Origin of the sequence: Winogradskya consettensis (assembly GCF_018332715.1) — a bacterium.
Lineage (GTDB): Bacteria > Actinomycetota > Actinomycetes > Mycobacteriales > Micromonosporaceae > Actinoplanes > Actinoplanes consettensis.
This window is the reverse complement of record NZ_BOQP01000006.1, coordinates 115,926-137,021: the sequence shown is the minus strand read 5'-3', so window position 1 is coordinate 137,021 and position 21,096 is coordinate 115,926. Positions and strand designations below refer to the sequence as shown.

The 21,096-nt window shown below is 69.7% G+C and carries 19 protein-coding genes; 14 read left to right on the top strand and 5 right to left on the bottom strand.

The annotated features are described in order from the left end of the window. Nucleotides 1-408: 408 nt before the first annotated feature. From Aco04nite_RS06375 to Aco04nite_RS06365, 3 genes are read right to left on the bottom strand one after another with little or no spacing between them, the layout of a single operon-like run. Nucleotides 409-744, bottom strand: coding sequence for a PLDc N-terminal domain-containing protein (locus Aco04nite_RS06375; RefSeq protein WP_203838467.1), 336 nt, complete (start codon nt 742-744; stop codon nt 409-411). 38 nt (nt 745-782) lie between these two features. Then, nucleotides 783-1,247 carry a DUF202 domain-containing protein gene (locus Aco04nite_RS06370; RefSeq protein ID WP_212996241.1) on the bottom strand — a complete coding sequence of 155 codons (465 nt, stop codon included), beginning with the start codon at nt 1,245-1,247 and terminating at the stop codon, nt 783-785. Next, a complete protein-coding gene (locus Aco04nite_RS06365) occupies nt 1,244-1,585 on the bottom strand; it encodes a YidH family protein (protein ID WP_212996450.1) in 342 nt (113 codons plus the stop codon). The genes Aco04nite_RS06370 and Aco04nite_RS06365 overlap by 4 nt, the downstream gene beginning before the upstream one ends. Before the next feature lie 283 nt (nt 1,586-1,868). Here Aco04nite_RS06365 and Aco04nite_RS06360 point away from each other — a divergent pair, with 283 nt between their 5' ends. The 12 genes from Aco04nite_RS06360 to Aco04nite_RS06305 all read left to right on the top strand — a co-directional run bounded on the left by Aco04nite_RS06360 (nt 1,869) and on the right by Aco04nite_RS06305 (nt 16,269). Further along, nucleotides 1,869-2,648: an electron transfer flavoprotein subunit beta/FixA family protein gene (locus tag Aco04nite_RS06360; protein WP_212996240.1), complete on the top strand. Its 780-nt coding sequence runs from the start codon at nt 1,869-1,871 to the stop codon at nt 2,646-2,648. Between the two features lie 19 nt (nt 2,649-2,667). Continuing rightward, nucleotides 2,668-3,627 carry an electron transfer flavoprotein subunit alpha/FixB family protein gene (locus Aco04nite_RS06355; protein ID WP_212996239.1) on the top strand — a complete coding sequence of 320 codons (960 nt, stop codon included), beginning with the start codon at nt 2,668-2,670 and terminating at the stop codon, nt 3,625-3,627. A 338-nt stretch (nt 3,628-3,965) separates the two neighbouring features. Continuing rightward, nucleotides 3,966-5,144, top strand: coding sequence for a cysteine desulfurase family protein (locus Aco04nite_RS06350; protein ID WP_212996238.1), 1,179 nt, complete (start codon nt 3,966-3,968; stop codon nt 5,142-5,144). 9 nt (nt 5,145-5,153) lie between these two features. Further along, nucleotides 5,154-6,269, top strand: a complete 1,116-nt coding sequence (gene mnmA / locus Aco04nite_RS06345; RefSeq protein ID WP_212996237.1) for a tRNA 2-thiouridine(34) synthase MnmA — start codon at nt 5,154-5,156, stop codon at nt 6,267-6,269. Further along, nucleotides 6,262-7,260: a uroporphyrinogen decarboxylase/cobalamine-independent methonine synthase family protein gene (locus Aco04nite_RS06340; protein WP_212996236.1), complete on the top strand. Its 999-nt coding sequence runs from the start codon at nt 6,262-6,264 to the stop codon at nt 7,258-7,260. Before mnmA ends, Aco04nite_RS06340 begins: the two co-directional genes overlap by 8 nt. A gap of 62 nt (nt 7,261-7,322) precedes the next feature. After that, entirely contained in the window at nt 7,323-9,488 is a 2,166-nt protein-coding gene (gene ligA, locus Aco04nite_RS06335) for an NAD-dependent DNA ligase LigA (protein ID WP_212996235.1), read from the top strand. Nucleotides 9,489-9,614: 126 nt separating this feature from the next. Further along, a complete protein-coding gene (locus tag Aco04nite_RS06330; RefSeq protein WP_212996234.1) occupies nt 9,615-11,591 on the top strand; it encodes a putative bifunctional diguanylate cyclase/phosphodiesterase in 1,977 nt (658 codons plus the stop codon). 26 nt (nt 11,592-11,617) lie between these two features. Further along, complete coding sequence (gene gatC, locus Aco04nite_RS06325; protein ID WP_212996233.1) at nt 11,618-11,917, top strand: Asp-tRNA(Asn)/Glu-tRNA(Gln) amidotransferase subunit GatC; 300 nt, start codon at nt 11,618-11,620, stop codon at nt 11,915-11,917. 23 nt (nt 11,918-11,940) lie between these two features. Beyond that, entirely contained in the window at nt 11,941-13,398 is a 1,458-nt protein-coding gene (gene gatA, locus Aco04nite_RS06320) for an Asp-tRNA(Asn)/Glu-tRNA(Gln) amidotransferase subunit GatA (RefSeq protein WP_438874903.1), read from the top strand. Between the two features lie 10 nt (nt 13,399-13,408). Further along, nucleotides 13,409-14,794, top strand: a complete 1,386-nt coding sequence (locus Aco04nite_RS06315) for an AAA family ATPase (RefSeq protein ID WP_212996231.1) — start codon at nt 13,409-13,411, stop codon at nt 14,792-14,794. Continuing rightward, nucleotides 14,794-15,414: a DUF4276 family protein gene (locus tag Aco04nite_RS06310; RefSeq protein ID WP_212996230.1), complete on the top strand. Its 621-nt coding sequence runs from the start codon at nt 14,794-14,796 to the stop codon at nt 15,412-15,414. The genes Aco04nite_RS06315 and Aco04nite_RS06310 overlap by 1 nt, the downstream gene beginning before the upstream one ends. A 51-nt stretch (nt 15,415-15,465) precedes the next feature. Continuing rightward, the gene (locus Aco04nite_RS06305) at nt 15,466-16,269 is read left to right on the top strand and encodes a MerR family transcriptional regulator (protein ID WP_212996229.1); all 804 of its coding nucleotides are present in this window, start codon (nt 15,466-15,468) and stop codon (nt 16,267-16,269) included. On the opposite strand, the gene Aco04nite_RS06300 is transcribed toward Aco04nite_RS06305, so the two are convergent. Next, complete coding sequence (locus tag Aco04nite_RS06300) at nt 16,241-17,131, bottom strand: helix-turn-helix domain-containing protein (RefSeq protein ID WP_244875780.1); 891 nt, start codon at nt 17,129-17,131, stop codon at nt 16,241-16,243. The two genes, Aco04nite_RS06305 and Aco04nite_RS06300, sit on opposite strands and share 29 nt — an antisense overlap. Here Aco04nite_RS06300 and Aco04nite_RS06295 point away from each other — a divergent pair. Further along, nucleotides 17,130-17,957: an SDR family oxidoreductase gene (locus tag Aco04nite_RS06295; RefSeq protein WP_212996228.1), complete on the top strand. Its 828-nt coding sequence runs from the start codon at nt 17,130-17,132 to the stop codon at nt 17,955-17,957. The genes Aco04nite_RS06300 and Aco04nite_RS06295 overlap by 2 nt on opposite strands. Nucleotides 17,958-17,963: 6 nt before the next feature. On the opposite strand, the gene Aco04nite_RS06290 is transcribed toward Aco04nite_RS06295, so the two are convergent. Beyond that, complete coding sequence (locus tag Aco04nite_RS06290) at nt 17,964-19,427, bottom strand: M1 family metallopeptidase (RefSeq protein WP_212996227.1); 1,464 nt, start codon at nt 19,425-19,427, stop codon at nt 17,964-17,966. A gap of 121 nt (nt 19,428-19,548) precedes the next feature. Between Aco04nite_RS06290 and gatB the strand changes: the two genes are divergently transcribed. Further along, a complete protein-coding gene (gene gatB, locus Aco04nite_RS06285) occupies nt 19,549-21,042 on the top strand; it encodes an Asp-tRNA(Asn)/Glu-tRNA(Gln) amidotransferase subunit GatB (protein WP_212996226.1) in 1,494 nt (497 codons plus the stop codon). Nucleotides 21,043-21,096 lie beyond the last annotated feature (54 nt).

Sequence of the window (21,096 nt, the reverse complement as noted above, 5' to 3'; positions counted from 1 at the left end):
TGCCGGTTCGGTTTTCGGTTCTGGGTGCCTCGTGTTTACCGCTTTGGGCTTTTCGGCACGCAGAGTGATGTGTGCCCAGCCTGCAGAGAGGGCTGCTCACGGGGACCTGCCGATGGGCCGGAGTGGGTCGAGCGATCCCGGTGAGGTCAAGGGGTGGTGGCCGCGCCGTGGCCCGAAGTGGCGAGCCGGCCTGTGGCGTCGTGGCGAGCCAGCTTGTGGCGTGGTGACGAGCCAGCTTGTGGCGTGGTGACGAGCCAGCTTGTGGCGTGGTGACGAGCCAGCTTGTGGCGTGGTGGCGAGCCGGCGTGCGGCGTGCGGTAGGCGCGGGGTAGCCAGTCGCGGCAGGCCCGCAGGTGGTCGGCCGGTTCGTGGTGCTTGGCCCCGACGGGGTGGGGGCGGGGGCTGGGGCTAGGTGTCCTCGGGTTTTTCCAGGTCTCGTTCCCATTGGGCGAGGAGTTCGCGGTCGCGGCGGGATTGCTCGGTGTCGACCTGGCGGAGGAAGTCGGGGTCGTCGTCGGGGGAGGATGGGGCCGGTTTGGGGCGGCGGACTGTTTCTGTGGGGGCGGGGAGGGGGCGGCCCCAGAGGTAGTAGGCGATCGGGCCTAGGAGGGGGATGAGGAGGATTACCAGAACCCATAGGGCGCGCGGCAGGTTGCGGACTCGGTCGGCTGACAAGGAGCCGATGAGGGCGAGTACCAGGAGGACTAGTTGCACCGCCGCCAGGAAGACGAACATCCGGACCATGAGGCAATGATGACGCGCGTCTTGCCGTTCGGCGACGATCAGAGCGTGACAAGCGCCGTGCCGAGGGCGGCGAGGAGCACGGTTATGAGTGCGTAGCTGCTCACCGTGCGTCGGCCGGGGTGGGGTGGCCAGGTGCTGAGGCCCCGGGTGCGGCGGTAGGCCAGGGCTACGAGCAGGGCCCAGGCGGTCATGGTTGTTGCCGCTATGACGATGGTCGCGGGGGCGGCGTCCGGGGCGAAAGCGGGGCGGACGGTCAGCAGCGCCACCGCGGTTGCCGAGAGGCCGGTCCGGCGCCAGGCCAGACGGGTGCGTTCCGCCGAGGCGCCTGGATCGCGCGTGGCCGGGCCGGGGGTGGCCGGGTCAGGGGTGGCCGGGTTGCGGGCGGCGCGATCAGGGAGGGCCGGGTCGGGGGTGGCCGAGTTGGGGGCGGCGCGATCAGGGAGGGCCGGGTCGGGGGTGGCCGAGTTGGGGGTGCTTGGGTCGGGGGCGGGTGCGACGGTCATGTGAGGGCTTTGATGAGGACCGCCAGGACGAGGAGGGCGGCGCCCAGGGCTACGAGGAGGGCGAGGATGGCGGGGAAGCGGGATTTGGGGAGGTCTGTGCCCATGCGCATCGCCTTTTCCGTGCGTGCCCAGTGGTCGACCGCTCGGATCGCGACGACGCCGCCCAGCAGGAGCAGGGTCACGGCGATTATTTCGCGTAGGTGGGCGATCGGTAGTGGGGGCAGGAACTGGGCGCAGGCCAGGCCGCCCGCGACGAGGGCCAGGGCCGTGCGGATCCAGGCCAGGAAGGTGCGTTCGTTGGCCAGTGAGAAGCGATAGTCGGGCTTCTCTCCGGCCATCGGGGTCTTCTGCGGGTTGAACCACTGGTCGAGCACGTGTCGATTATTGACCGTGCAGGTCAAGAAGGCCGAGCGGGACGTGGTGTGACGGGCGCTGCATGCGGTGGGGGAGTATGGATCTGGCCGGGTTCGGGGGCGGTGCGCGAGTGGGTGAGGTGAGTCACTCGCGGTCGCGGGAGACTCATTTAGCTACCCGTGGGTAACATCTGGTAGGAAACGCGAAACCCGGCTGTAGGCGTGCGTCTAACACATAGGCCATATTCAGGAGGGTCGTCGAAGCGCGATGAACATCGTCGTACTGGTCAAGCAGGTGCCCGACTCCGGTGCTGAGCGCACCCTGAGCGCGAGCGACAACACCGTCGAGCGTGGCTCGGCTAACAACGTCATCAACGAGATGGACGAATACGCCATCGAGGAAGCGCTGAAGATCAAAGAGGCGCACGGTGGCGAGGTGACCGTGCTGACGATGGGTCCCGAGCGCGCCACCGAGTCGATCCGTAAGGCTCTGTCGATGGGCCCGGACAAGGCTGTGCACGTGCAGGACGACGCGCTGCACGGGTCCTGTGCCGTGGCCACCTCCAAGGTGCTGGCCACCGCGCTGGGCACGCTGAACGCCGACCTGATCATCTGCGGCGCCGAGTCGACCGACGGCCGGGTGCAGGTCCTGCCGCACATGATCGCTGAGCGGCTGGGCATCGCGGCGCTGACCGGTGCGCGCAAGCTCACCGTGGACGGCGCGCAGCTGACCGCCGAGCGGCAGACCGACGAGGGCTACGAGGTCGTCACCGCGGCCACGCCGGCCGTCGTCAGCGTCTGGGACACGATCAACGAGCCGCGCTACCCCTCCTTCAAGGGGATCATGGCCGCGAAGAAGAAGCCCGTGCAGACCCTGTCGCTCGCCGACCTGGGTGTGGCGGCCGACGAGGTCGGTGCCGCGGGAGCGACGTCCGCCGTGGTCGAGTTCGCCAAGCGGCCGGTGCGCACCGCCGGCACCAAGGTCGTCGACGAGGGCGAGGGCGGCGTGCAGCTCGTCCAGTACCTCGTCACCGAGAAGTTCGTCTGAGCGGGGAGTGGGGACAGCAATGGCTGAAGTACTGGTCGTCGTCGAGGCCTCGCAGGCTGCCGGCGTCAAGAAGGTCACGCTCGAGATGCTGACGATCGCCCGTGGTCTGGGCGAGGTGTCGGCCGTCGTGCTCGGTGGTTCCGGCGCTGCGGCGCAGTTCGCCGAGAAGCTCGGTGAGTACGGCGCTACCAAGATCTACGCGGGTGAGGGCGAGGAGGTCGACGGTTACCTCGTGGCGCCGAAGGCCACCGCCGTCGCCGAGCTGGTCAAGCGGGTCCAGCCCGCTGCCGTGCTCATCGCCTCCAGCCAGGAGGGCAAGGAGATCGCCGGCCGGCTCGCCGTCAAGCTGGACAACGGGCTGCTCACCGACGCGGTCGAGCTGGCCGCCGACGGCACCGCCACCCAGGTCGTCTTCGCGGGTGCCGCGATCGTCAAGTCCAAGGTCACCAAGGGCCTGCCGATCGTCACCATCCGGCCCAACTCGATCACCCCGGAGCCGGCCCCGGCCAGCCCGGCCGTCGAGCAGCTGACGGTCGTGGCGACCGACGCGGACAAGCTGACGAAGGTTGTCGAGCGGGTCGCCGAGCAGAAGGGCTCGCGCCCCGAGCTCACCGAGGCGTCGATTGTCGTCTCCGGTGGTCGTGGCGTCGCCAGCGCCGACAACTTCAAGGTGGTCGAGGAGATCGCCGACCTGCTCGGCGGTGCTGTCGGCGCGTCCCGCGCGGCCGTCGACTCGGGCTACTACCCGCACCAGTTCCAGGTGGGTCAGACCGGTAAGACGGTCTCCCCGCAGCTCTACGTGGCCATCGGCATCTCCGGCGCGATCCAGCACCGCGCGGGCATGCAGACCTCGAAGACGATCGTCGCGGTCAACAAGGACGCGGAGGCCCCGATCTTCGAGCTCGCGGACTACGGCGTGGTCGGTGACCTCAACAAGGTCGTCCCCCAGGCCGCGGAAGAGATCCGCAAGCGCAAGTAGGCACAGTGACGTTGAGCACCACCCGAACGGCCCGGCCCTGTGCCGGGCCGTTCGGCTGCGGGCTGGTGTTCTTCCGGGCCGGGCAATTGATCCTTCGGGGTGAGCCCGGCCATTTACGCAGCTGGCAGGGGGTGTGCGGCCGTTCTGGCGCCGCCAGGCGCCTGGTCGTGCGGCCCCGGTCTCTCGCGGGAGGAGCGGTCCGGACCACGACGGACCCGAGTCAGCACGATTTTGACCTTCGATGTTCCGGCCGCCGGGATGAGTTTGATCTCTGTCGGTCTTCCCGGGAGGCGGACGGGCCGCGTTGGTTGACGCCTCAAGGCATAAGCTCTGAGGCGATGGCTTACCTGGATCACGCGGCGACCACGCCGATGCTTCCCGAGTCGCTCGATGCCTATGTGGCGGCGGCGCGGGAGATCGGCAATCCGTCGTCCCTGCACGCAGCCGGCCGGCATGCCCGCCGGCTGGTCGAGGAGTCCCGCGAGCGGATCGCCGCGGTGCTCGGAGCGCGGCCCTCCGAGGTGATCTTCACCAGCGGCGGCACCGAGAGCGACAATCTGGCGACCAAGGGTGTTTTCTTCGCTCGCAGGGACGCCGACGCCCGGCGTGACCGCGTCGTGGCCTCGGCCGTCGAGCATCACGCCGTGCTCGATTCGGTCGACTGGCTGGCGGCGCACGAGTCCGCCGTCGCCGACTGGCTCCCCGTCGACGCTGCCTGCCGGGTCGACCCCGCGGCGCTCGCGGCGCTGATCGACGAGCACGGCGACGAGCTCACCGTGATCAGCGTGCAGTGGGCCAACAACGAGGTCGGCACCGTGCAGCCGATCGCTGAGCTCGCGGCGCTGGCAGCCCGGGCCGGCATCCCGTTCCACACCGACGCCGTGCAGGCGGTCGGGCAGGTTCCGGTCGACTTCGCCGCCAGCGGCGCGTCCGCCCTCACGGTCACCGGTCACAAGCTGGGCGGCCCGGTCGGGGTCGGTGCCCTGCTGCTGGGCCGGGAGGTGGGCGCCACGCCGCTGCTGCACGGTGGCGGCCAGGAGCGTGACGTGCGCTCCGGCACCCTGGACACCCCGGGTGTGGTGGCCTTCGCGGTGGCGGTCGAGGCCGCGGTCAAGACCCAGCCCGAATATTCGGCGCGGGTCAGCGCCCTCCGTGACGACCTGGTGGCCCGGGTCCGGGCGGCGATCCCCGACGCCATCTACAACGGTGACCCGGTGCACCGGCTGCCCGGCAACGCCCACTTCTCCTTCCCCGGTTGCGAGGGAGACGCGCTGCTGCTGCTCCTCGATGCCCAGGGGATCGCCTGCTCAACGGGCTCGGCGTGCTCGGCGGGCGTGGCTCAGCCGTCGCACGTGCTGGTCGCGATGGGCGCCGACGCCGACCGGGCACGGTCGTCGCTGCGGTTCACGCTCGGGCACACCTCGACCGCGGCCGAGATCGACGCGCTGATGGCGGCGCTGCCCGGTGCGGTCGAGCGGGCCCGTCGCGCCACCGCGTGGAAGACACCCAGGGGATAGGCTTTCATCGTGCGAGTGCTTGCAGCCATGTCCGGTGGGGTCGACTCCGCCGTTGCCGCCGCGCGCGCCCGGGAGGCCGGTCACGATGTGACCGGCGTGCACTTGGCGCTGTCGCGAAACCCTCAGACCTTCCGGACCGGTGCGCGAGGTTGTTGCACCCTGGAAGATTCCCGTGACGCCCGCCGTGCCGCCGATGTGATCGGCATCCCGTTCTACGTGTGGGACATGGCCGAGCAGTTCCACGAGAGCGTCGTCGACGACTTCGTCAGCGAATATGCCGCCGGTCGCACCCCCAACCCGTGCCTGCGCTGCAACGAGAAGATCAAGTTCGAGGCTGTGCTGGACCGCGCGATCGCGCTCGGCTTCGACGCCGTCGTCACCGGTCACCACGCCCGGCTCGGCGCCGACGGGCTGCTGCGGCGCAGCGTCGACATCGCCAAGGACCAGTCCTACGTGCTCGCCGTGCTGACCCGCGAGAAGCTCGACCGGGCCATGTTCCCGCTCGGCGACTCCACGAAGACCCAGGTCCGCGAGGAGGCCGCCGCCCGTGGGCTGGCCGTCGCCGACAAGCCCGACTCGCACGACATCTGCTTCATCGCCGACGGTGACACCAAGGGCTTTCTCGCCGGCCGCCTCGGCGAGTCCCCCGGGGACATCGTGGACGGCCGCACCGGCACCGTCCTCGGGCAGCACGACGGCGCCTACGCCTACACGATCGGTCAGCGCAAGGGCCTCGACCTGCGGGTTCCCGCCCCGGACGGCAAGCCCCGCTACGTGCTGTCGATCACGCCGGTGACCAACACCGTGACGGTCGGCCCGCGCGAGGACCTCGCCGTCGACACGGTGACCGCCGACCGGCCGATCTGGCACGGCTCGCCCACACCGGTCGAGTGCGAGGTGCAGCTGCGCGCGCACGGCGAGGTCGTCGCGGCCGACGTGACCGTGGACAGCGCCGGGCTCACCGCCCGGCTGCGCAGCTCGGCTCGCGGTGTCGCCGCCGGCCAGGCGATCGTGGCCTACCGTCCCGACCCGGCCGGCGACATCGTGCTGGGCTCGGCGACCATCACCGCCGGGTCCCGCGCCGCCGAAACCGTGGCCGCCGAAACCGTGGCCGCGGGTGTCTGACTTCCCCTGGTCACCCGGTTCCGCCACCGGGATCGGTTCGCTGCCCGGCACCGACATCGACGAGGCCCAGCGGCTGATCTTCGGTGAGCTGCCGTCCCTGCCGCACCTCGCTGAGCTCCCGGCCCGTGGGCCAGGAGCCGACATGATCGGGCGCAGCGCCGGGTTCCTGGCGGACCTGCCCGTGCAGGTCTACGCCGGCCGCTGGCAGATCGCGCCCCGCCCCGGCAAGGACCTGCGCCGCACTGCCGACCTGCTCGAACGGGACCTCGACCAGCTCACCGAGCAGGGCGAGAAGTATTCCGGACCGGTCAAGATCCAGTCGGCCGGGCCGTGGACGCTGGCGTCGAGCCTGGAGCTGCCGATCGGCGGTCTCATGCTGCGCGACCCCGGCGCGGTCCGCGACCTCACCGGGTCGCTCGCCGAGGGGCTGCGCCGGCACGTTTCTGACGTGCAGAAGCGGCTGCCCCGCGCACAGGTCCTGCTCCAGCTCGACGAGCCGTCACTGTCCACGGTCATCGCGGGGCACGTGCCGACCGAGAGCGGGTTCAGCGTCTACAAGGCCGTCGACGGGCCCGACGCGGCGACCGGGCTGCGGACGGTGGTCGAGGCGGTGGGTGTGCCGGTGGTGGTGCACAGCTGTGCACCGGGCGTACCCATGCAGGTCATCAGGGATTCCGGAGCCGCAGCCGTCGCGCTCGACCTCTCGCTGCTCAAGGATCTCGACCCGCTGGGTGAGGCCCTGGAAGCCGGGCTCGGGCTCTTCGCCGGTGCCGTGCGGAGCCTGCCCGTCCCGGGGGCCAAGCCGCCCACCTCGGCGCAGATCGCCGAGCGGGTGCGCGCTCTGTGGACCAAACTCAGCTTCCCCGCCGCCCGGTTGAGCGAGCAGGTCGTGATCACTCCGGCGTGCGGTCTCGCCGGGGCATCTCCTGCTTACGTCCGCACGGTGCTCAAGGCCTGCCACGACGCGGCCCGGCGGTTGTCGGAGGTCTAGGTCTGCGTTTTTGTCAGAGGGTGGGACTAACGTGCCATCTGAAGACGAACACGGAGGTCGTGGTGGCGGAGAAGACAGCTGATGAGCTGGTGGTCGGGCAGCCGACGGCCGAGCAGGTGGCGGCGGCCGGGGCCGAGCCGACCTCGCAGGCGAGCACCCGTCATGCCGAGCTGAGCGACGAGCTCCGCGGGCATCAGTATCGCTACTACGTGCTCGACTCGCCGACCATCACGGATGCCGAGTTCGACAAGCTGCTGCGCGAGCTGGAGGCGCTGGAGGAGCAGTTCCCCGCGCTCCGCACGCCGGATTCGCCGACGCAGAACGTCGGCGGCACGTTCTCGACGCTGTTCACGCCGGTCGACCACGCCGAGCGGATGCTGTCGCTCGACAACGTCTTCGACGACGACGAGCTGGCCGCCTGGGCCGAGCGCACCATCCGGGACGCCGGCGGTCCCACCGAGTTCATCTGCGAGCTCAAGGTCGACGGCCTGGCCATCAACCTGACCTATGAGAACGGCCGGCTCGTCCGCGCCGCGACCCGGGGTGACGGGCGCACCGGCGAGGACGTCACCTCCAACGTCCGCACGATCCGCGAGATCCCGGATCGGCTCGACGACGAGGATCCGCCGGAGCTGCTGGAGGTGCGCGGCGAGATCTACTTCCCGGCCTCCGCGTTCGCCGACCTCAACGCGTCGCTGGTCGAGCAGGGCAAGGCGCCGTTCGCCAACCCGCGCAACGCCGCCGCCGGCAGTCTGCGGCAGAAGGATCCGCGGATCACCGCGTCCCGGGGGCTGCGGATGGTCGTGCACGGCATCGGCGCGCGCAAGGGCTTCACCCCCGACTCGCAGTCGCACGCCTACGAGGCGCTGAAGTCGTGGGGGCTGCCGACCAGCACGCGCTGGAAGCTCGTCGAGGACATGGCCGGCGTCCGCGAGTTCATCGCCTACTACGCCGAGCACCGCCACGACGTCGAGCACGAGATCGACGGCGTGGTGATCAAGATCAACGCGGTGGCGATCCAGGGCCGGCTCGGGTCGACCAGCCGGGCGCCGCGCTGGGCGATCGCGTGGAAATACCCGCCCGAGGAGGTCACCACCAAGCTGCTCGACATCGAGGTCAACGTCGGCCGCACGGGCCGGGTGACCCCGTTCGCCGTCCTCGAGCCGGTGCACGTCGCGGGTTCGACGGTGGCCCTGGCGACCCTGCACAACGCCCGCGAGGTCGAGCGCAAGGGCGTGTGGATCGGCGACACCGTCGTGCTGCGCAAGGCCGGTGACGTCATCCCCGAGGTGCTCGGCCCGGTCATCGACCTGCGGCCGGCCGACGCGCGCGCGTTCGTGATGCCCACCGAGTGCCCGTCGTGCGGCACCACGCTCGCTCCCGCCAAGGAGAGCGACATCGACATCCGCTGCCCCAACCAGCGCACCTGCCCCGCGCAGTTGCGCGAGCGGGTCTTCCACCTCGCCGGGCGGGGCGCGTTCGACATCGAGGTGCTCGGTTACAAGGCGTCGCAGGCGCTGCTCGACTCCGGCATCATCACCGACGAGGGTGACCTCTTCGCGATCACCGCCGACGACCTGCTGCGCTCGCCGTTCTTCGTCAACAAGGACGGCAGCCTCGGCAGCAACGCGGCCAAGCTGCTCGACAACCTCGAAGAGGTCAAGGCACGGCCGTTGTGGCGGGTGCTGGTCGCACTCTCGATCCGGCACGTCGGCCCGACCGCGTCCCAGGCGCTGGCCCGCGAGTTCGCCTCGATGGAGGCCATCGAGGCGGCGACCGGTGAGGAGCTGGCAGCGGTGGAGGGCGTCGGCCCGACCATCGCCGACAGCCTGCGGGAGTGGCTGACCGTCGACTGGCACCGCGACATCGTCACCAAGTGGCGCGCGGCAGGCGTGAAGATGGTGGACGAGCGCACCGACGACGGGCCGAAGCCGTTGGCCGGGCTGAGCGTCGTGGTCACCGGCACGCTGACGTCGTATTCGCGCGACGCCGCGACCGAGGCGGTGACCTCGCGCGGCGGCAAGGTGAGCGGCTCGGTCTCCAAGAAGACGGCGTTCGTGGTGGTCGGTGAGAATCCGGGCAGCAAGTACGACAAGGCGTTGCAGCTCAAGGTGCCGGTGCTGGACGACGCGGGGTTCGCGGTGCTGCTCGCCGACGGCCCGGAAGCCGCACGCGAAGTAGCCGAGATAGCCCCGGAACCGGCAGCGGAGGCCGACCCCAACGGGTGATCTTTGGGTGGTTGCCCGTGGTGAGCTATATGGCGATTTGATAACGCCAAACCCGTTTCGATGCATTTTGTCTATGTGGATCTATGGTGAGGAGGATCTTTCGGTCGACGCCATCGTGGAGGTCGCATGGGTGACGCACATTCGCGCTGCTCCATGCCGGGCGACCGGCAGGTTCAGCGGGCCCGGCGTGCCGCTGGCGTCTCGGTCTGTGCCGCCCTCCTCACCGATGCGGGGCTGTGGCTCGTCTTCCCGCGTTCGTTCACGGACCTGCACGCCGAGTTCTGGGTCATGGCAGTGCTGGCGCTGGCCGTCGACGCCCGGCCGTACGTCCTCACCAACCGGCGGGCCAGGTCGGTCGTCCTCCCGTCGATCTGCTTCACCTTCGCGATCGCGCTGTCCTGGGGATTCGTCGCCGCGCTCGCCGTTCAGCTGGCGGGACTCGCCGTCGCAGGGGTGCGGATGCGGCACACCGGCAGGCGGGCGCTCTACCTCGCGGTCCAGCACGGGCTCGCCCTCGGTGCGGCGGCGCTGGTCGCCACACTGATCGACGCCGGGCCCGGCTGGGGCGACGCGCTGCGCACCGTTGCGGCCGCCGCGGCGTGGATCGGCACCCGCTACGGGCTCGATGCCATCGTGGGACACCACCGTCTGCGCCGCGGGCCGGAGTTCATCGCGACCGCGGCGTTGCTGCTGCTCGGACCGGTCGTGCTCGCCGCCGCGCAGCTCGGGCTGACGGTCGTGCCGCTGGTGCTGCTCGCCCTGCACGCCGTGCACCGGATGGTCCGCTCGGCCGGCGAGTTCGAGCGGGCCTCGCGAACCGACGCGCTCACCGGGCTGCCCAACCGGCGGGCACTGCAGGCCACAGCGATGGGTACGGGCGGGGCGCTGCTGCTGCTCGACCTCGACCGGTTCCGGACGGTCAACGACGCGCTCGGGCACGCGCTGGGGGACAGGCTGCTGGTGGAGGTGGGGCGGCGGCTCGCGGAGTGCGTACCGGCGCATGATCTTCTGGTCCGGCTCGGGGGTGACGAATTCGCCGTGCTGGCCACCCGGGTCGACGGGCCGGCCTCGGCCCGGCGGATCGCGGCGCACCTGGCCGACGCCCTCGGCACCCCGTTCGCCCTCGACGGCCTGCCCGTCGACGTCAGCGCGTCCATCGGCATCGCGATGCAGCCCGAACGCGGCGGCGACGGCGCCACCCTGCTGCGCCAGGCCGAGACCGCGATGTACGACGCCAAGCAGCGCGGCGCCCAGGTAGCCGTCTACACCCGCGACGCCGAGCACCCCGCACCCGACCTCGCCCTGCTCGCGGATCTGCGCGCGGCCCTGCAGACCGGCGAGTCCGGCATCGTCCTGTACTACCAGCCGCAGATCGCCATCGCGACCGGCGAGGTCGTCGGCGTCGAGGCACTGCTGCGCTGGCGTCATCCCGACCGCGGCATGGTCGGCCCCGAGGAACTGCTGCGCGTCGCCGAACAGACCCCCGTCATGCGCCGGCTCACCAGCCGGGTGCTGCACGAGGTGGTCGGTCAGGTCGCGGTCTGGCAGGCCGCCGGCCGGCCGCTGCGCGCCTCGGTCAACGTCAGCGTCCGGGACCTGCACGCGCCCGGCATCGTGGGTGAGATCCAGGACCTCCTTCATCGGTACGCCGTCCCGCCCGAACTCCTCCAGCTGGAGATCACCGAGAGCGCGCTGATGGCCGACCCGCACCGCGTCCTCGACACGATCACCCGGCTGGACCGCGCCGGCGTGGCCATCTCGCTGGACGACTTCGGCACGGGGTATTCCTCGCTGCAGCACCTGCGCCGGTTGCCGCTGTCCGAGGTGAAGATCGACCGCTCGTTCGTGCTGGGGATGGCGGGGGAGCGGGGGGACGCGGCGATCGTACGGTCGGTGGTGGACCTGGCAGGCTCGCTCGGCCTGCGCGTCGTCGCCGAAGGGGTCGAGGACGAGCGGACCTGGCGGCTGCTCGCGGCGGACGGGTGCCATGCGGCACAGGGCTGGTTCCACGCCCGCCCGATGCCCGCCGGTGATTTCGACGACTGGCTGCTGCGATACCGCCCGCTGCCCGGCTGCCAAGGCCAAATACACTCGGGTGTGTAAGCATCATCAACCAACCAGGGGGCACGATGGCCGCCATCTCCCGCGAAGAGGTAGCGCATCTCGCGCGCCTGTCGCGGCTCGCCGTGACCGAGGATGAGCTCGACATGTTCGCCGGACAGCTCGACGTGATCCTGCAGTCGGTCGCCCGGATCGGTGATGTGGCGGCCGACGACATCCCGCCCACGTCGCACTCCGTGCCGCTGACCAACGTCTACCGCGACGACGTCGTGACGCCGAGCCTTACGCAGGAAGAAGTGCTGGCAGGCGGCCCCGACGTAGCCGAGGGCCGGTTCCGGGTGCCCCGGATCCTGAGCGAGGAAGAGTGAGTGCCGTGAGTGACGTCACCCGGATGACCGCGGCCCAGATCGCCGGTCTCATCTCCTCCGGCGAGGCCTCCGCCGTCGAGGTCACCACCGCGCACCTCGACCGGATCACCGCCGTCGACGAGCGCGTTCACGCCTTCCTGCACGTCGACCGAGAGGGCGCACTCGCCGCCGCGGCCGACGTCGACACCCGCCGCGGCAAGGGCGAAGAGCTCGGCCCGCTGGCCGGTGTGCCGATCGCGGTCAAGGACGTGGTCACCACCAAGGGCGTGCCCACCACGGCCGCCTCCAAGATCCTCGAGGGCTGGAAGCCGCCCTACGACGCCACCATCGTCTCGCGCCTGCGCGGCGCCGGCATGGTCATGCTCGGCAAGACCAACATGGACGAGTTCGCGATGGGCTCCTCCACCGAATACTCCGCCTACGGCCCCACGAACAACCCGTGGGATCTCGGGCGCATCCCCGGTGGCTCCGGCGGCGGCAGCGCGGCGTCGCTCGCGGCCTACGAGGCACCGCTAGCCATCGGCACCGACACCGGCGGGTCCATCCGCCAGCCCGGCGCGGTCACCGGCACTGTCGGCGCCAAGCCCACCTACGGCGGCACCTCGCGCTACGGGCTCATCGCCTTCTCGTCGTCACTGGACACCCCCGGGCCCTGTGCCCGTACGGTCGAGGACACCGCCCTGCTCCACGCGGTGATCGCCGGCCACGACCCGCGCGACTCCACCTCCATCCCGCAGCCCGTCCCGGACGTGGTCGCCGCCGCCCGCCTGGGCGCCACCGGTGACCTGACCGGCGTCAAGCTCGGCGTGGTCAAGGAATTCGCGGGCGAGGGCGCCGAGCCGGGCGTCATCGCGGCGTTCCACGAGTCGGTCGAAGCCCTCGTCAAGCTGGGTGCCGAGATCGTCGAGATCTCCTGCCCCCACTTCGAGTACGCCCTCCCGGCCTACTACCTCATCGCCCCCAGCGAAGCCTCCTCCAACCTGGCCCGCTTCGACGGCGTCCGCTACGGCCTGCGCGTCGGCGACGACGGCAACCGCTCGCTCGAAGAGGTCATGTCGCTCACCCGCGACGGCGGCTTCGGCCCCGAGGTCAAGCGTCGCATCATCCTCGGCACCTACGCGCTGTCCAGCGGCTACTACGACGCCTACTACGGCCAGGCCCAGAAGGTCCGCACCCTCATCACGCGCGACTTCACCAAGGCCTTCGAACAGGTCGACGTCCTCATCTCCCCGACCACGCCGTTCGTCGCATTCCCGTTCGGATCGCGCACCTCCGACCCGTACCAGATGTACCTCGCCGACCTCTACACCATCCCGACCAACCTCTACGGCGGCCCGGCGATCTCCGTCCCGTGCGGCCTCTCCGAAGGCCTCCCGGTCGGCTTCCAGATCATGGCCCCCACCATGGCCGACGACCGCATGTACAGGGTCGCCGCCGCCCTGGAATCAGCGGTCGGCACGTTCACCCCGCCCGAGCTGTAGGCAGCGGCCGATGCTGACCAGGATCGAGATCGACGGATTCAAGTCGTTCCGGGACTTCCACTTGGATCTCCCGCCGTTCCTGGTCATCATCGGCCGGAACGCCGCCGGCAAGTCCAACCTGTTCGACGCCATCCAGTTCATCGGACAGCTTGCCGGGCAGCCGGTGCTGGAGGCCGCGCAGCAATCGCGTGGGGACATCACCGATCTGTTCCATCGTCATGTCGACGGCACCCCGATGAAGGTCATGACCTTCGCGGTCGAGGTGTTGCTGGACGGCTCGGTCACGGACGCCTTCGGGGACTCGGTCCGCGTCGATCACTCCCGCCTGCGTTATGAAGTCGCCATCGAGATGCGGACGAGCCGCACGGGAGCGTTGCGGCCGTTCGTCGTCCGTGAGTCCGCCTTCAAGATCAAGCGGGCCGACGATCGCTGGATCGAGCGGTTCGACGAGGCCGGTCACAAGGCGCTCGCTCGCTATTCGCAAGGCGCGGAAGCCCTTTTGGAAACGGATGTGGATGGCCAGGGGCGGCCTCGCTTCAGCATCCATGACCGGGAGCGCGAAAGGCATCTGTCGGCTCTCGCCGCGACCGCCACCGTGCTGTCGGCGGTGACCACGGCAGCGGATTCCCCACTCCTTTACGCATTGAAGCGCGAATTGCGGTCATGGCGGCTGCTCTATCTGGACCCGAGTGCGTTGCGCCGTCCGGACTCGTACGACGACCCGGACACCCTCGCAGCCAACGGCGCCCACCTCGCCAACACGCTCCGGCGGATCGCCGACGAGAGCGGCGATGCGGACCGGCCATCCGGTGTCCTCAACGACCTGTCCGCCGACGTCGCCACCATCGTCCCGGGCATCGTCCGGGTGCAGGTGAGCGATGACGATGCCCGGCGGCAGCGCCAAGTAGAGGTCGTGACGCAGGATGAGGCGCCTTACTCGGCCAGGGTTGCTTCTGACGGAACGCTACGGACCATCGCCCTCCTCGCAGCGCTCTACGACCCTGCGGGCGCCGGATTGATTTGCTTCGAGGAGCCGGAGAACGGCATCTTCCCTGGTCGTCTCACCCAGTTCGTGAGTTCTCTCCGGGAGCTGGTCAGGAGAGGAGTCCAAGTACGGGGAGAGGGACGCGGCGAGAAGCTGACGCAGCTCATTGTGAGCAGCCATTCACCGGCCATCCTCCGAGCCCTCGACCCGACCAGCGATGGGCTGCGACGAGACGCCATCTACATGGACGTCGCGACACGGGTCGGCGGCGGGCAGGGACGCAGCCGGATCAGCAAGTACCGGCACCTCACCGGTCCCCCTCCGACGGCAGGCTCCGAGCTCCAGCCGGGAGCTGTGGTCAGTCCCAGCGAAATAGCTGAGTTCGAGGTGTCCGAGGCTCTGGAGCGCTGATGAGGTATCTCACGACGGCTCTCATCTCGGAAGGCACCACCGACGACCGCCTTTTGCCACCTCTGCTCGGCCGGATGTTGCAGGAGATCTGCGCGGACTATCAGGACTCCGTGGAAGTCGCCGACGTGCGGCCCGTACGGGAGAAGAAAGGCCCGCGCAGCCTCGAAGAAGTGCTCGACCTCGTCGACCGGAACCGCGGAAGCTTCCTCGTGGTGTTCTTCCACCACGATCGCGGAGCCCGGCCCGGCAGGACCGAGACTGAATGGCTGGAGCCATTGCGTGCCGCGTGGGGATCCCGCAGCGAGCAACTGGTGACGGTGGTTCCGGTCCGCGAGACAGAAGCATGGCTGCTGGCGGACGGGGATGCGCTCCGGCGCGCGTTCGGGGTGCAGTGGCCCGACTCCCAACTGGGCGTGCCTGCCCAGCCCAAGGACGTAGAGGGTCTGATTGACCCGAAGCAGGTCCTTGACCGGTCGATCGGCAGGTTGAGCCGATCGACCGCAGATCATTACAGCCAACTGGGTGCGATGGTGTCCCTGGAACGGCTCTGTCAGGTGCCGGCATTCGCCCAGCTCTGGCGCGAGACCCAGCAGGCTCTGGAGAAACTCGGATTTCGTTGACCGGCGGCGCTTGACCCTCACACCGTGTCAGGCGGTGAACTCGGAGACATCATGTTCACCATTGGAGAGTTCGCCCGGCACGGGCGGGTGTCGGTCCGGATGCTGCGTCACTATGACGCGACCGGGCTGTTGCGCCCTGCCCACATCGATCCGGCTACCGGTTATCGGCACTACACGGCTGCTCAGCTTGCCCGGTTGAATCGGGTGATCGCGCTCAAGGAGCTCGGGTTCACGCTCCAGCAGGTGCGCGACATCATCGATGACGCGGTGACCACCGAGGAACTGCGGGGGATGCTGCGGCTGCGGCGGGCTGAGCTGGAGACCGTCATGGCTGCTTCGGCGGCGCGGTTGGTGCAGGTCGAGGCGAGGCTCCGAGCCATTGAGGGCGAGGGACGAATGTCGAGCGACGAAGTCATCATCAAGAGCATTCCTGGGGTACGGGTGGCAGAGCTGACCGCGATCGCGGCGAGCTACGAGCCGGAGGACATCAGCCCGGTGATCGGGCCGCTGTTCGACGAGCTGTGCGGGCGTCTCGATCCGGCTGTTTTCGCGGGACCCGCCGTGGCCTACTACGAGGACGCGCCGGACGGCCGGATCATCGTTCACGCCGCTATGCCGGTCAACATGCCGCTGCAGGAGGGCGACCTGCGGGTCGTCGACCTGCCGGCGGTCGAGCGGGCGGCGACCATCGTGCACCGGGGGTCGATGGACGCCGTGGTGCCGACCGAGCAGACGCTGGCCCGGTGGATCGACGAGAGCGGTTTTCAGCCCGCCGGCTACGCCCGTGAGGTCACTCTCGAGTTCCCGCCGAACCGTGACGAGTGGGTCACCGAGCTTCAAGCACCATTGAGCTGAGCAGTGCCAGGGCGTCGGCGGTGGGGGTGTCGGGCTCTGCGTGCAGGAGCAGAGCCTCGAGGCCGTCACTGCCGACGACGGCGAACTTTTCGACCAGTAGGTCCAGGTCGCCGACCTTCGGGTGGCGGACGCGGACGTGGCCGCCGGTGGCGAGGCGTACGTCGTGGCGGGCCCACAGGTGCCGGAATCTGTCGCTCTCGAGGGACATCTCCTCGATCAGCGCTTGCAGCCGCTCGTCGTCGGTGTCCGTGCCGGCCTGGGCGCGCAGGTGGGCGACGGCGGCGACGGTGATCTTCTCCCAGTCGGGGTGGTAGCCGGGTGCGGCCGGGTCGAGGAACAGCGACCGGAGCCGGTTCACGCCGGGGGCGTTGTCCGGTGACAGCTCCTGGGCCAGGGCATTGGCGGCCACGACGTCGTTGTACCTGTTGATCACCATCGCGGGCACGTTGATCGTCCGGAGCAGCAGGGCAAGACCCGCGGGCACCGGGTCGTCACTGCGGGCGGGGCGGCGGCGCGACTTCGGCTGGGCCAGTGCCAGGAGGTACGCCGTACCTTCCGCATCCAGCCGCAGCACCCCGGCGATCGCGTCGATGACCTGGGCTGACGGGCTCCGGTCGCGGCCCTGTTCCAGGCGCAGGTAGTACTCCGCGCTGATCCCGGCGAGCAGCGCCACCTCCTCGCGGCGCAGCCCCGGCACCCGGCGCAGGGTGTTGCCGGGCGGCAGACCCACCTCGGCGGGCGTGACCAGTTCGCGCCGGGCGCGCAGGAAATCCCCGAGGGCGTTGTCCATGGGTGTCCCTCCTACTACCAGGAACAGCGGGGGCTGCCGCGCGGCGGTCGCTGCTCCGACGATCGTAGGCATGACAACTCGTACGTGGTTCATCACCGGCGTCAACAGTGGTTTCGGCCGCGAGCTCGCCGAGCAACTCCTCTCCCGCGGCGACCGGGTCGCCGGGACCGTCCGCCGGCCGGACTCGGTCAAGGACCTGCAGGAAACGTACGCGGAGAGCTTCTGGCTCGGTCACCTCGACGTCACCGATGTGCCGAGGATCCGCGAGGTCGTGGACGCCGCTTTCGCCGATCTGGGCCGGATCGACGTCGTCGTGATCAACGCCGGCTACGGCCTGTTCGGCGCGGCGGAGGAGGTGAGTGACGAGCAGGTCCAGCACCAGATCGCCACGAACCTCGTCGGTGCGATCCAGACGGCCAGGGCTGCGCTTCCCCATCTGCGTACGCAGGGCAGCGGCCGCATCATCCAGATCTCCTCGGTCGCCGGGCTAGCCGCGCACCCGGGTGCCTCGCTCTACCACGCCGGCAAGTGGGGCGTCGAAGGTTTCATGGAAGCCCTGGCCCAGGAGGTCGCCCCGTTCAACATCGGGGTGACGCTGGTCGAGCCGGGTGGGGCGCGCACGGCGTTCGCCAACGGCAGCCTGCAGCTCGGCGAACCGCTCGCGGCCTATGACGGCACCCCGGCCGCGATGGTGCGCGCCTTCCGGAACGGACCGCCCCCGCTCCCCGGCGATCCGGCGAAGATCGCTGCCCGGGTGATCGACAGCGTCGACGAGGAGCCCGCGCCGCTGCGGCTCGTACTGGGAGGCGATTCCTACGCGGCTGTCACCGCGGCGCTGCGCGCCCGCCTCGCCCAGGTCGAGCCGCAGCAGGGCACCGCTGCGGAGACCAGCTCCTGACCGGGATCAGGCCGGGGTGGTCGGCGAGTCCAGCCAGGTGTTGATCAGCTTGCTGTAGTCCTTCCCGGTCTGCTTCTTCACGAAGGCGATGAACGTCGCCCGGTCCTGCTGGGTGTTCTTCTGTTTCTGCACCCAGGCCGTGCCCAGCGCGAAGAACGCCTTGTCGCCGAGTTTCTCGTGCAGCTGCTGGAGCATCGCCGCCGGGCAGATGTAGACGTTGCTCTCGGCGAAGTTCGCCGCCAGCGGGCTCCCGGGCGGCCCGAGCTTCTTGCGCAGCTCCGCGTCGCGGGCCCGGAAGAAGGTCTCCAGCTGGGCGTCGGTGAGGTTGTACACCTTCTGCTCCCAGAGGAACTGTGCGTACGTCGCCCAGCCCTCGTTGAGCCACAGGTCCTTCCACGTGGTCGGGGTCACCGAGTCGCCGAACCACTGGTGGGCGTACTCATGGAGGAGGTCCTCCTCGAAGCCCGACTGAGCGTCCTTGTCCCATTTCCCGTGCTTGCCGCCCATGGTGATCATCTGCTGGGTCTCCATACCCGACGCGGAGTCGACCATCACGATGCCGCCGCTCGGGAACGGGTACGGGCCGAAGCGCTCCTCCAGGAACTTCACGTAGTCCGGGGACTTCTTCAGCGACGCCACCACGTCATCATCGGTGCCGGGGCGATACCAGTAGGTCAGCGGCAGGTCGTGCGGGCCCTTGGCGGTCACTTTCGTGTACTTGCCCACGGCCAGCGTGGTCAGGTAGGTCGCCACCGGGTCCGTGCTGCGGTACTTGAACGTGCTGCCGTCCTGCCCGGCCGGGGTGCCGCCGGCGATCGCGGACCAGCCCTCGGGGACGGTCACCGCGATGTCGTAGAGCGCCTCGTCGGAGGGCTGGTCATTCGCCGGGTACCAGGTGAACGCGCCGAACGGCTCCTGCATCGTCCAGAGGCCGCCGTCCTTGGTGACCGTGAGGCCGAGCGGCTCGGTGTCCGAGCGGTGTGACGGCATCGGGGTCGTCTTCGGCTCGCCGTGATATTTGACGACCATCGTCACGGGCTTGTCGGCGGTGAGCGTCGTGGGGAAGGTCAGTTTCTCGTCCGTCACAGTCGCTGTGACCGGCGCCTCGTCCACGGTGACCGAGTCGAGCTCGTACGGCATGAAGTCGAGCGACAGCTGCTTCGCGTCAGCTGTCGGGCGTACCTGAAGGGTTGCCGTGCCGGTCAGGTTCTTGGTTTTCGGATCCCAGGTCAGGTCGAGGGCGTAGTGCAGGACATCGAGCTTGTCCGTGCCGCGTTTGGGGTAGAGCGGGTCCGCGCTGGGCTCCGAACGCCCCGCTGACCAGGCCGCATAGTCGACGGTGACGGCAGGACTCGCCGAGGCTTCCGCCGAGGCTTCCGCCGAGGCTATGGGCTTTGCGGGCGGGGTGGACGTGCAGCCGGCAACGAGGGCTGCCGTGGCCAGGACGGACAGGAGAGGGACGCGACGCATGCGGTAGACCGTACCGAAATGGTCTTTTCTCGTGGGGGCAGGCGAAACCCGCCGGATTCTTGTCGGTGGGGCCCATTAGGCTTGTGTTCGTCGGATCCCGCAGTCACCTGGAGTCCACCGCATGAGTACGACCGTGCTTCCCACCTACGACGACGCCGTCGCGCGCTACGAGCCGGTGATCGGCCTGGAGACGCACGTCGAGCTCGGCACGAACACCAAGATGTTCTGCGGATGTCCCACCGAGTTCGGCGCGGAGCCCAACACCCAGGTCTGTCCGGTCTGTCTCGGTCTGCCCGGCGCGCTGCCGGTCGCCAACCGGGCCGGCATCGAGGCGACCATCCGCATCGGTCTCGCGCTCAACTGCGACATCGCGTCCTGGTGCCGGATGGCCCGGAAGAACTACTTCTACCCGGACATGCCGAAGAACTTCCAGACCTCGCAGTACGACGAGCCGCTCTGTGTCGACGGCTACGTCGACGTCGAGATCGAGGGCGAGACGTTCCGCATCGAGATCGAGCGGGTCCACCTCGAGGAGGACACCGGCAAGTCCCTGCACGTCGGCGGGGCCACCGGCCGCATCCACGGCGCGACCGAGTCGCTGGTCGACTACAACCGGGCCGGCATCCCGCTCGTCGAGATCGTCACGAAGCCCGTGACCGGTCTCGGCTCGCGCGCCCCCGAGATCGCCCGTGCCTACGTCACCGAGCTGCGTGACATCATCCGCTCGCTCGGCGTCTCCGATGTGCGCATGGAGCAGGGCTCGCTGCGTTGCGACGTCAACACCTCGCTCAACAAGCCCGGCGACGAGTGGGGCACCCGCACCGAGGCCAAGAACGTCAACTCGCTGCGCTCGGTCGAGCGTGCGGTCCGCTCCGAGATCATCCGCCAGGCGGGCGTCCTCGACGGCGGCGGCCGCATCCACCAGGAGACCCGTCACTTCCAGGAGGACACCGGCGACACCCGCCCGGGCCGCTCCAAGGAAACGGCGACCGACTACCGCTACTTCCCCGAGCCCGACCTGGTCCCGATCGCCCCCGACACCGCGTGGGTCGCTGAGCTCAAGGCCGCGCTCCCCGAGCGCCCCAGCAGCAAGCGCGCCCGCCTGCGCGTCGACTGGGGCATCAGTGAGTCCGACATGCAGTCGGTGGCCAACGCCGGCGCGGTCGAGCTGATCGAGGAGACCATCCTCGCCGGCGCCACCGCCGCGGGCGCCCGCAAGTGGTGGATGGGCGAGCTCGCCCGCCGCGCCAACGAGACCGGTGTGGAGCTCTCGCTGGTCGGTGCCACCCCCGCCCAGGTCGCCCAGCTCCAGGCCCTGGTCGACGAGGGCAAGATCAACGACAAACTCGCCCGCCAGGTCCTCGAAGGCGTCGTGGCCGGCGAGGGTGACCCCGCCGTCGTCATGAAGACCCGGGGCCTCGAGGTCGTCTCCGACACCGGCGCCCTGCAGACCGCAGTCGACGAGGCGATCGCCGCCAACCCCGACATCGCCGCCAAGATCCGCGACGGCAAGCTCGCCGCCGCGGGCGCCCTGGTCGGCGCGGTCATGAAGACCACCCGCGGCCAGGCCGACGCCAAGACGGTCCGCGAGCTGATCCTCGCCCGCCTGAGCTGACCCCTCCTCGCAGCACCCCGCACGGTCCCGGCCGTGCGGGGTGCTTCTAGCCTG

Excerpts from the sequence above, each read along its gene's own strand:
- Aco04nite_RS06370 (WP_212996241.1), bottom strand. The coding sequence starts at position 1,247 with ATGACCGTCGCACCCGCCCCCGACCCAAGCACCCCCAACTCGGCCACC.
- gatB (WP_212996226.1), top strand. The coding sequence starts at position 19,549 with ATGAGTACGACCGTGCTTCCCACCTACGACGACGCCGTCGCGCGCTAC.
- Aco04nite_RS06360 (WP_212996240.1), top strand. The coding sequence starts at position 1,869 with ATGAACATCGTCGTACTGGTCAAGCAGGTGCCCGACTCCGGTGCTGAG.
- Aco04nite_RS06350 (WP_212996238.1), top strand. The coding sequence starts at position 3,966 with ATGGCTTACCTGGATCACGCGGCGACCACGCCGATGCTTCCCGAGTCG.
- gatA (WP_438874903.1), top strand. The coding sequence starts at position 11,941 with ATGACCGCGGCCCAGATCGCCGGTCTCATCTCCTCCGGCGAGGCCTCC.
- Aco04nite_RS06375 (WP_203838467.1), bottom strand. The coding sequence starts at position 744 with ATGGTCCGGATGTTCGTCTTCCTGGCGGCGGTGCAACTAGTCCTCCTG.
- Aco04nite_RS06315 (WP_212996231.1), top strand. The coding sequence starts at position 13,409 with ATGCTGACCAGGATCGAGATCGACGGATTCAAGTCGTTCCGGGACTTC.
- Aco04nite_RS06295 (WP_212996228.1), top strand. The coding sequence starts at position 17,130 with ATGACAACTCGTACGTGGTTCATCACCGGCGTCAACAGTGGTTTCGGC.
- Aco04nite_RS06290 (WP_212996227.1), bottom strand. The coding sequence starts at position 19,427 with ATGCGTCGCGTCCCTCTCCTGTCCGTCCTGGCCACGGCAGCCCTCGTT.
- Aco04nite_RS06300 (WP_244875780.1), bottom strand. The coding sequence starts at position 17,131 with ATGCCTACGATCGTCGGAGCAGCGACCGCCGCGCGGCAGCCCCCGCTG.
- gatC (WP_212996233.1), top strand. The coding sequence starts at position 11,618 with ATGGCCGCCATCTCCCGCGAAGAGGTAGCGCATCTCGCGCGCCTGTCG.
- Aco04nite_RS06330 (WP_212996234.1), top strand. The coding sequence starts at position 9,615 with ATGGGTGACGCACATTCGCGCTGCTCCATGCCGGGCGACCGGCAGGTT.
- Aco04nite_RS06310 (WP_212996230.1), top strand. The coding sequence starts at position 14,794 with ATGAGGTATCTCACGACGGCTCTCATCTCGGAAGGCACCACCGACGAC.
- Aco04nite_RS06305 (WP_212996229.1), top strand. The coding sequence starts at position 15,466 with ATGTTCACCATTGGAGAGTTCGCCCGGCACGGGCGGGTGTCGGTCCGG.
- Aco04nite_RS06355 (WP_212996239.1), top strand. The coding sequence starts at position 2,668 with ATGGCTGAAGTACTGGTCGTCGTCGAGGCCTCGCAGGCTGCCGGCGTC.
- Aco04nite_RS06365 (WP_212996450.1), bottom strand. The coding sequence starts at position 1,585 with ATGGCCGGAGAGAAGCCCGACTATCGCTTCTCACTGGCCAACGAACGC.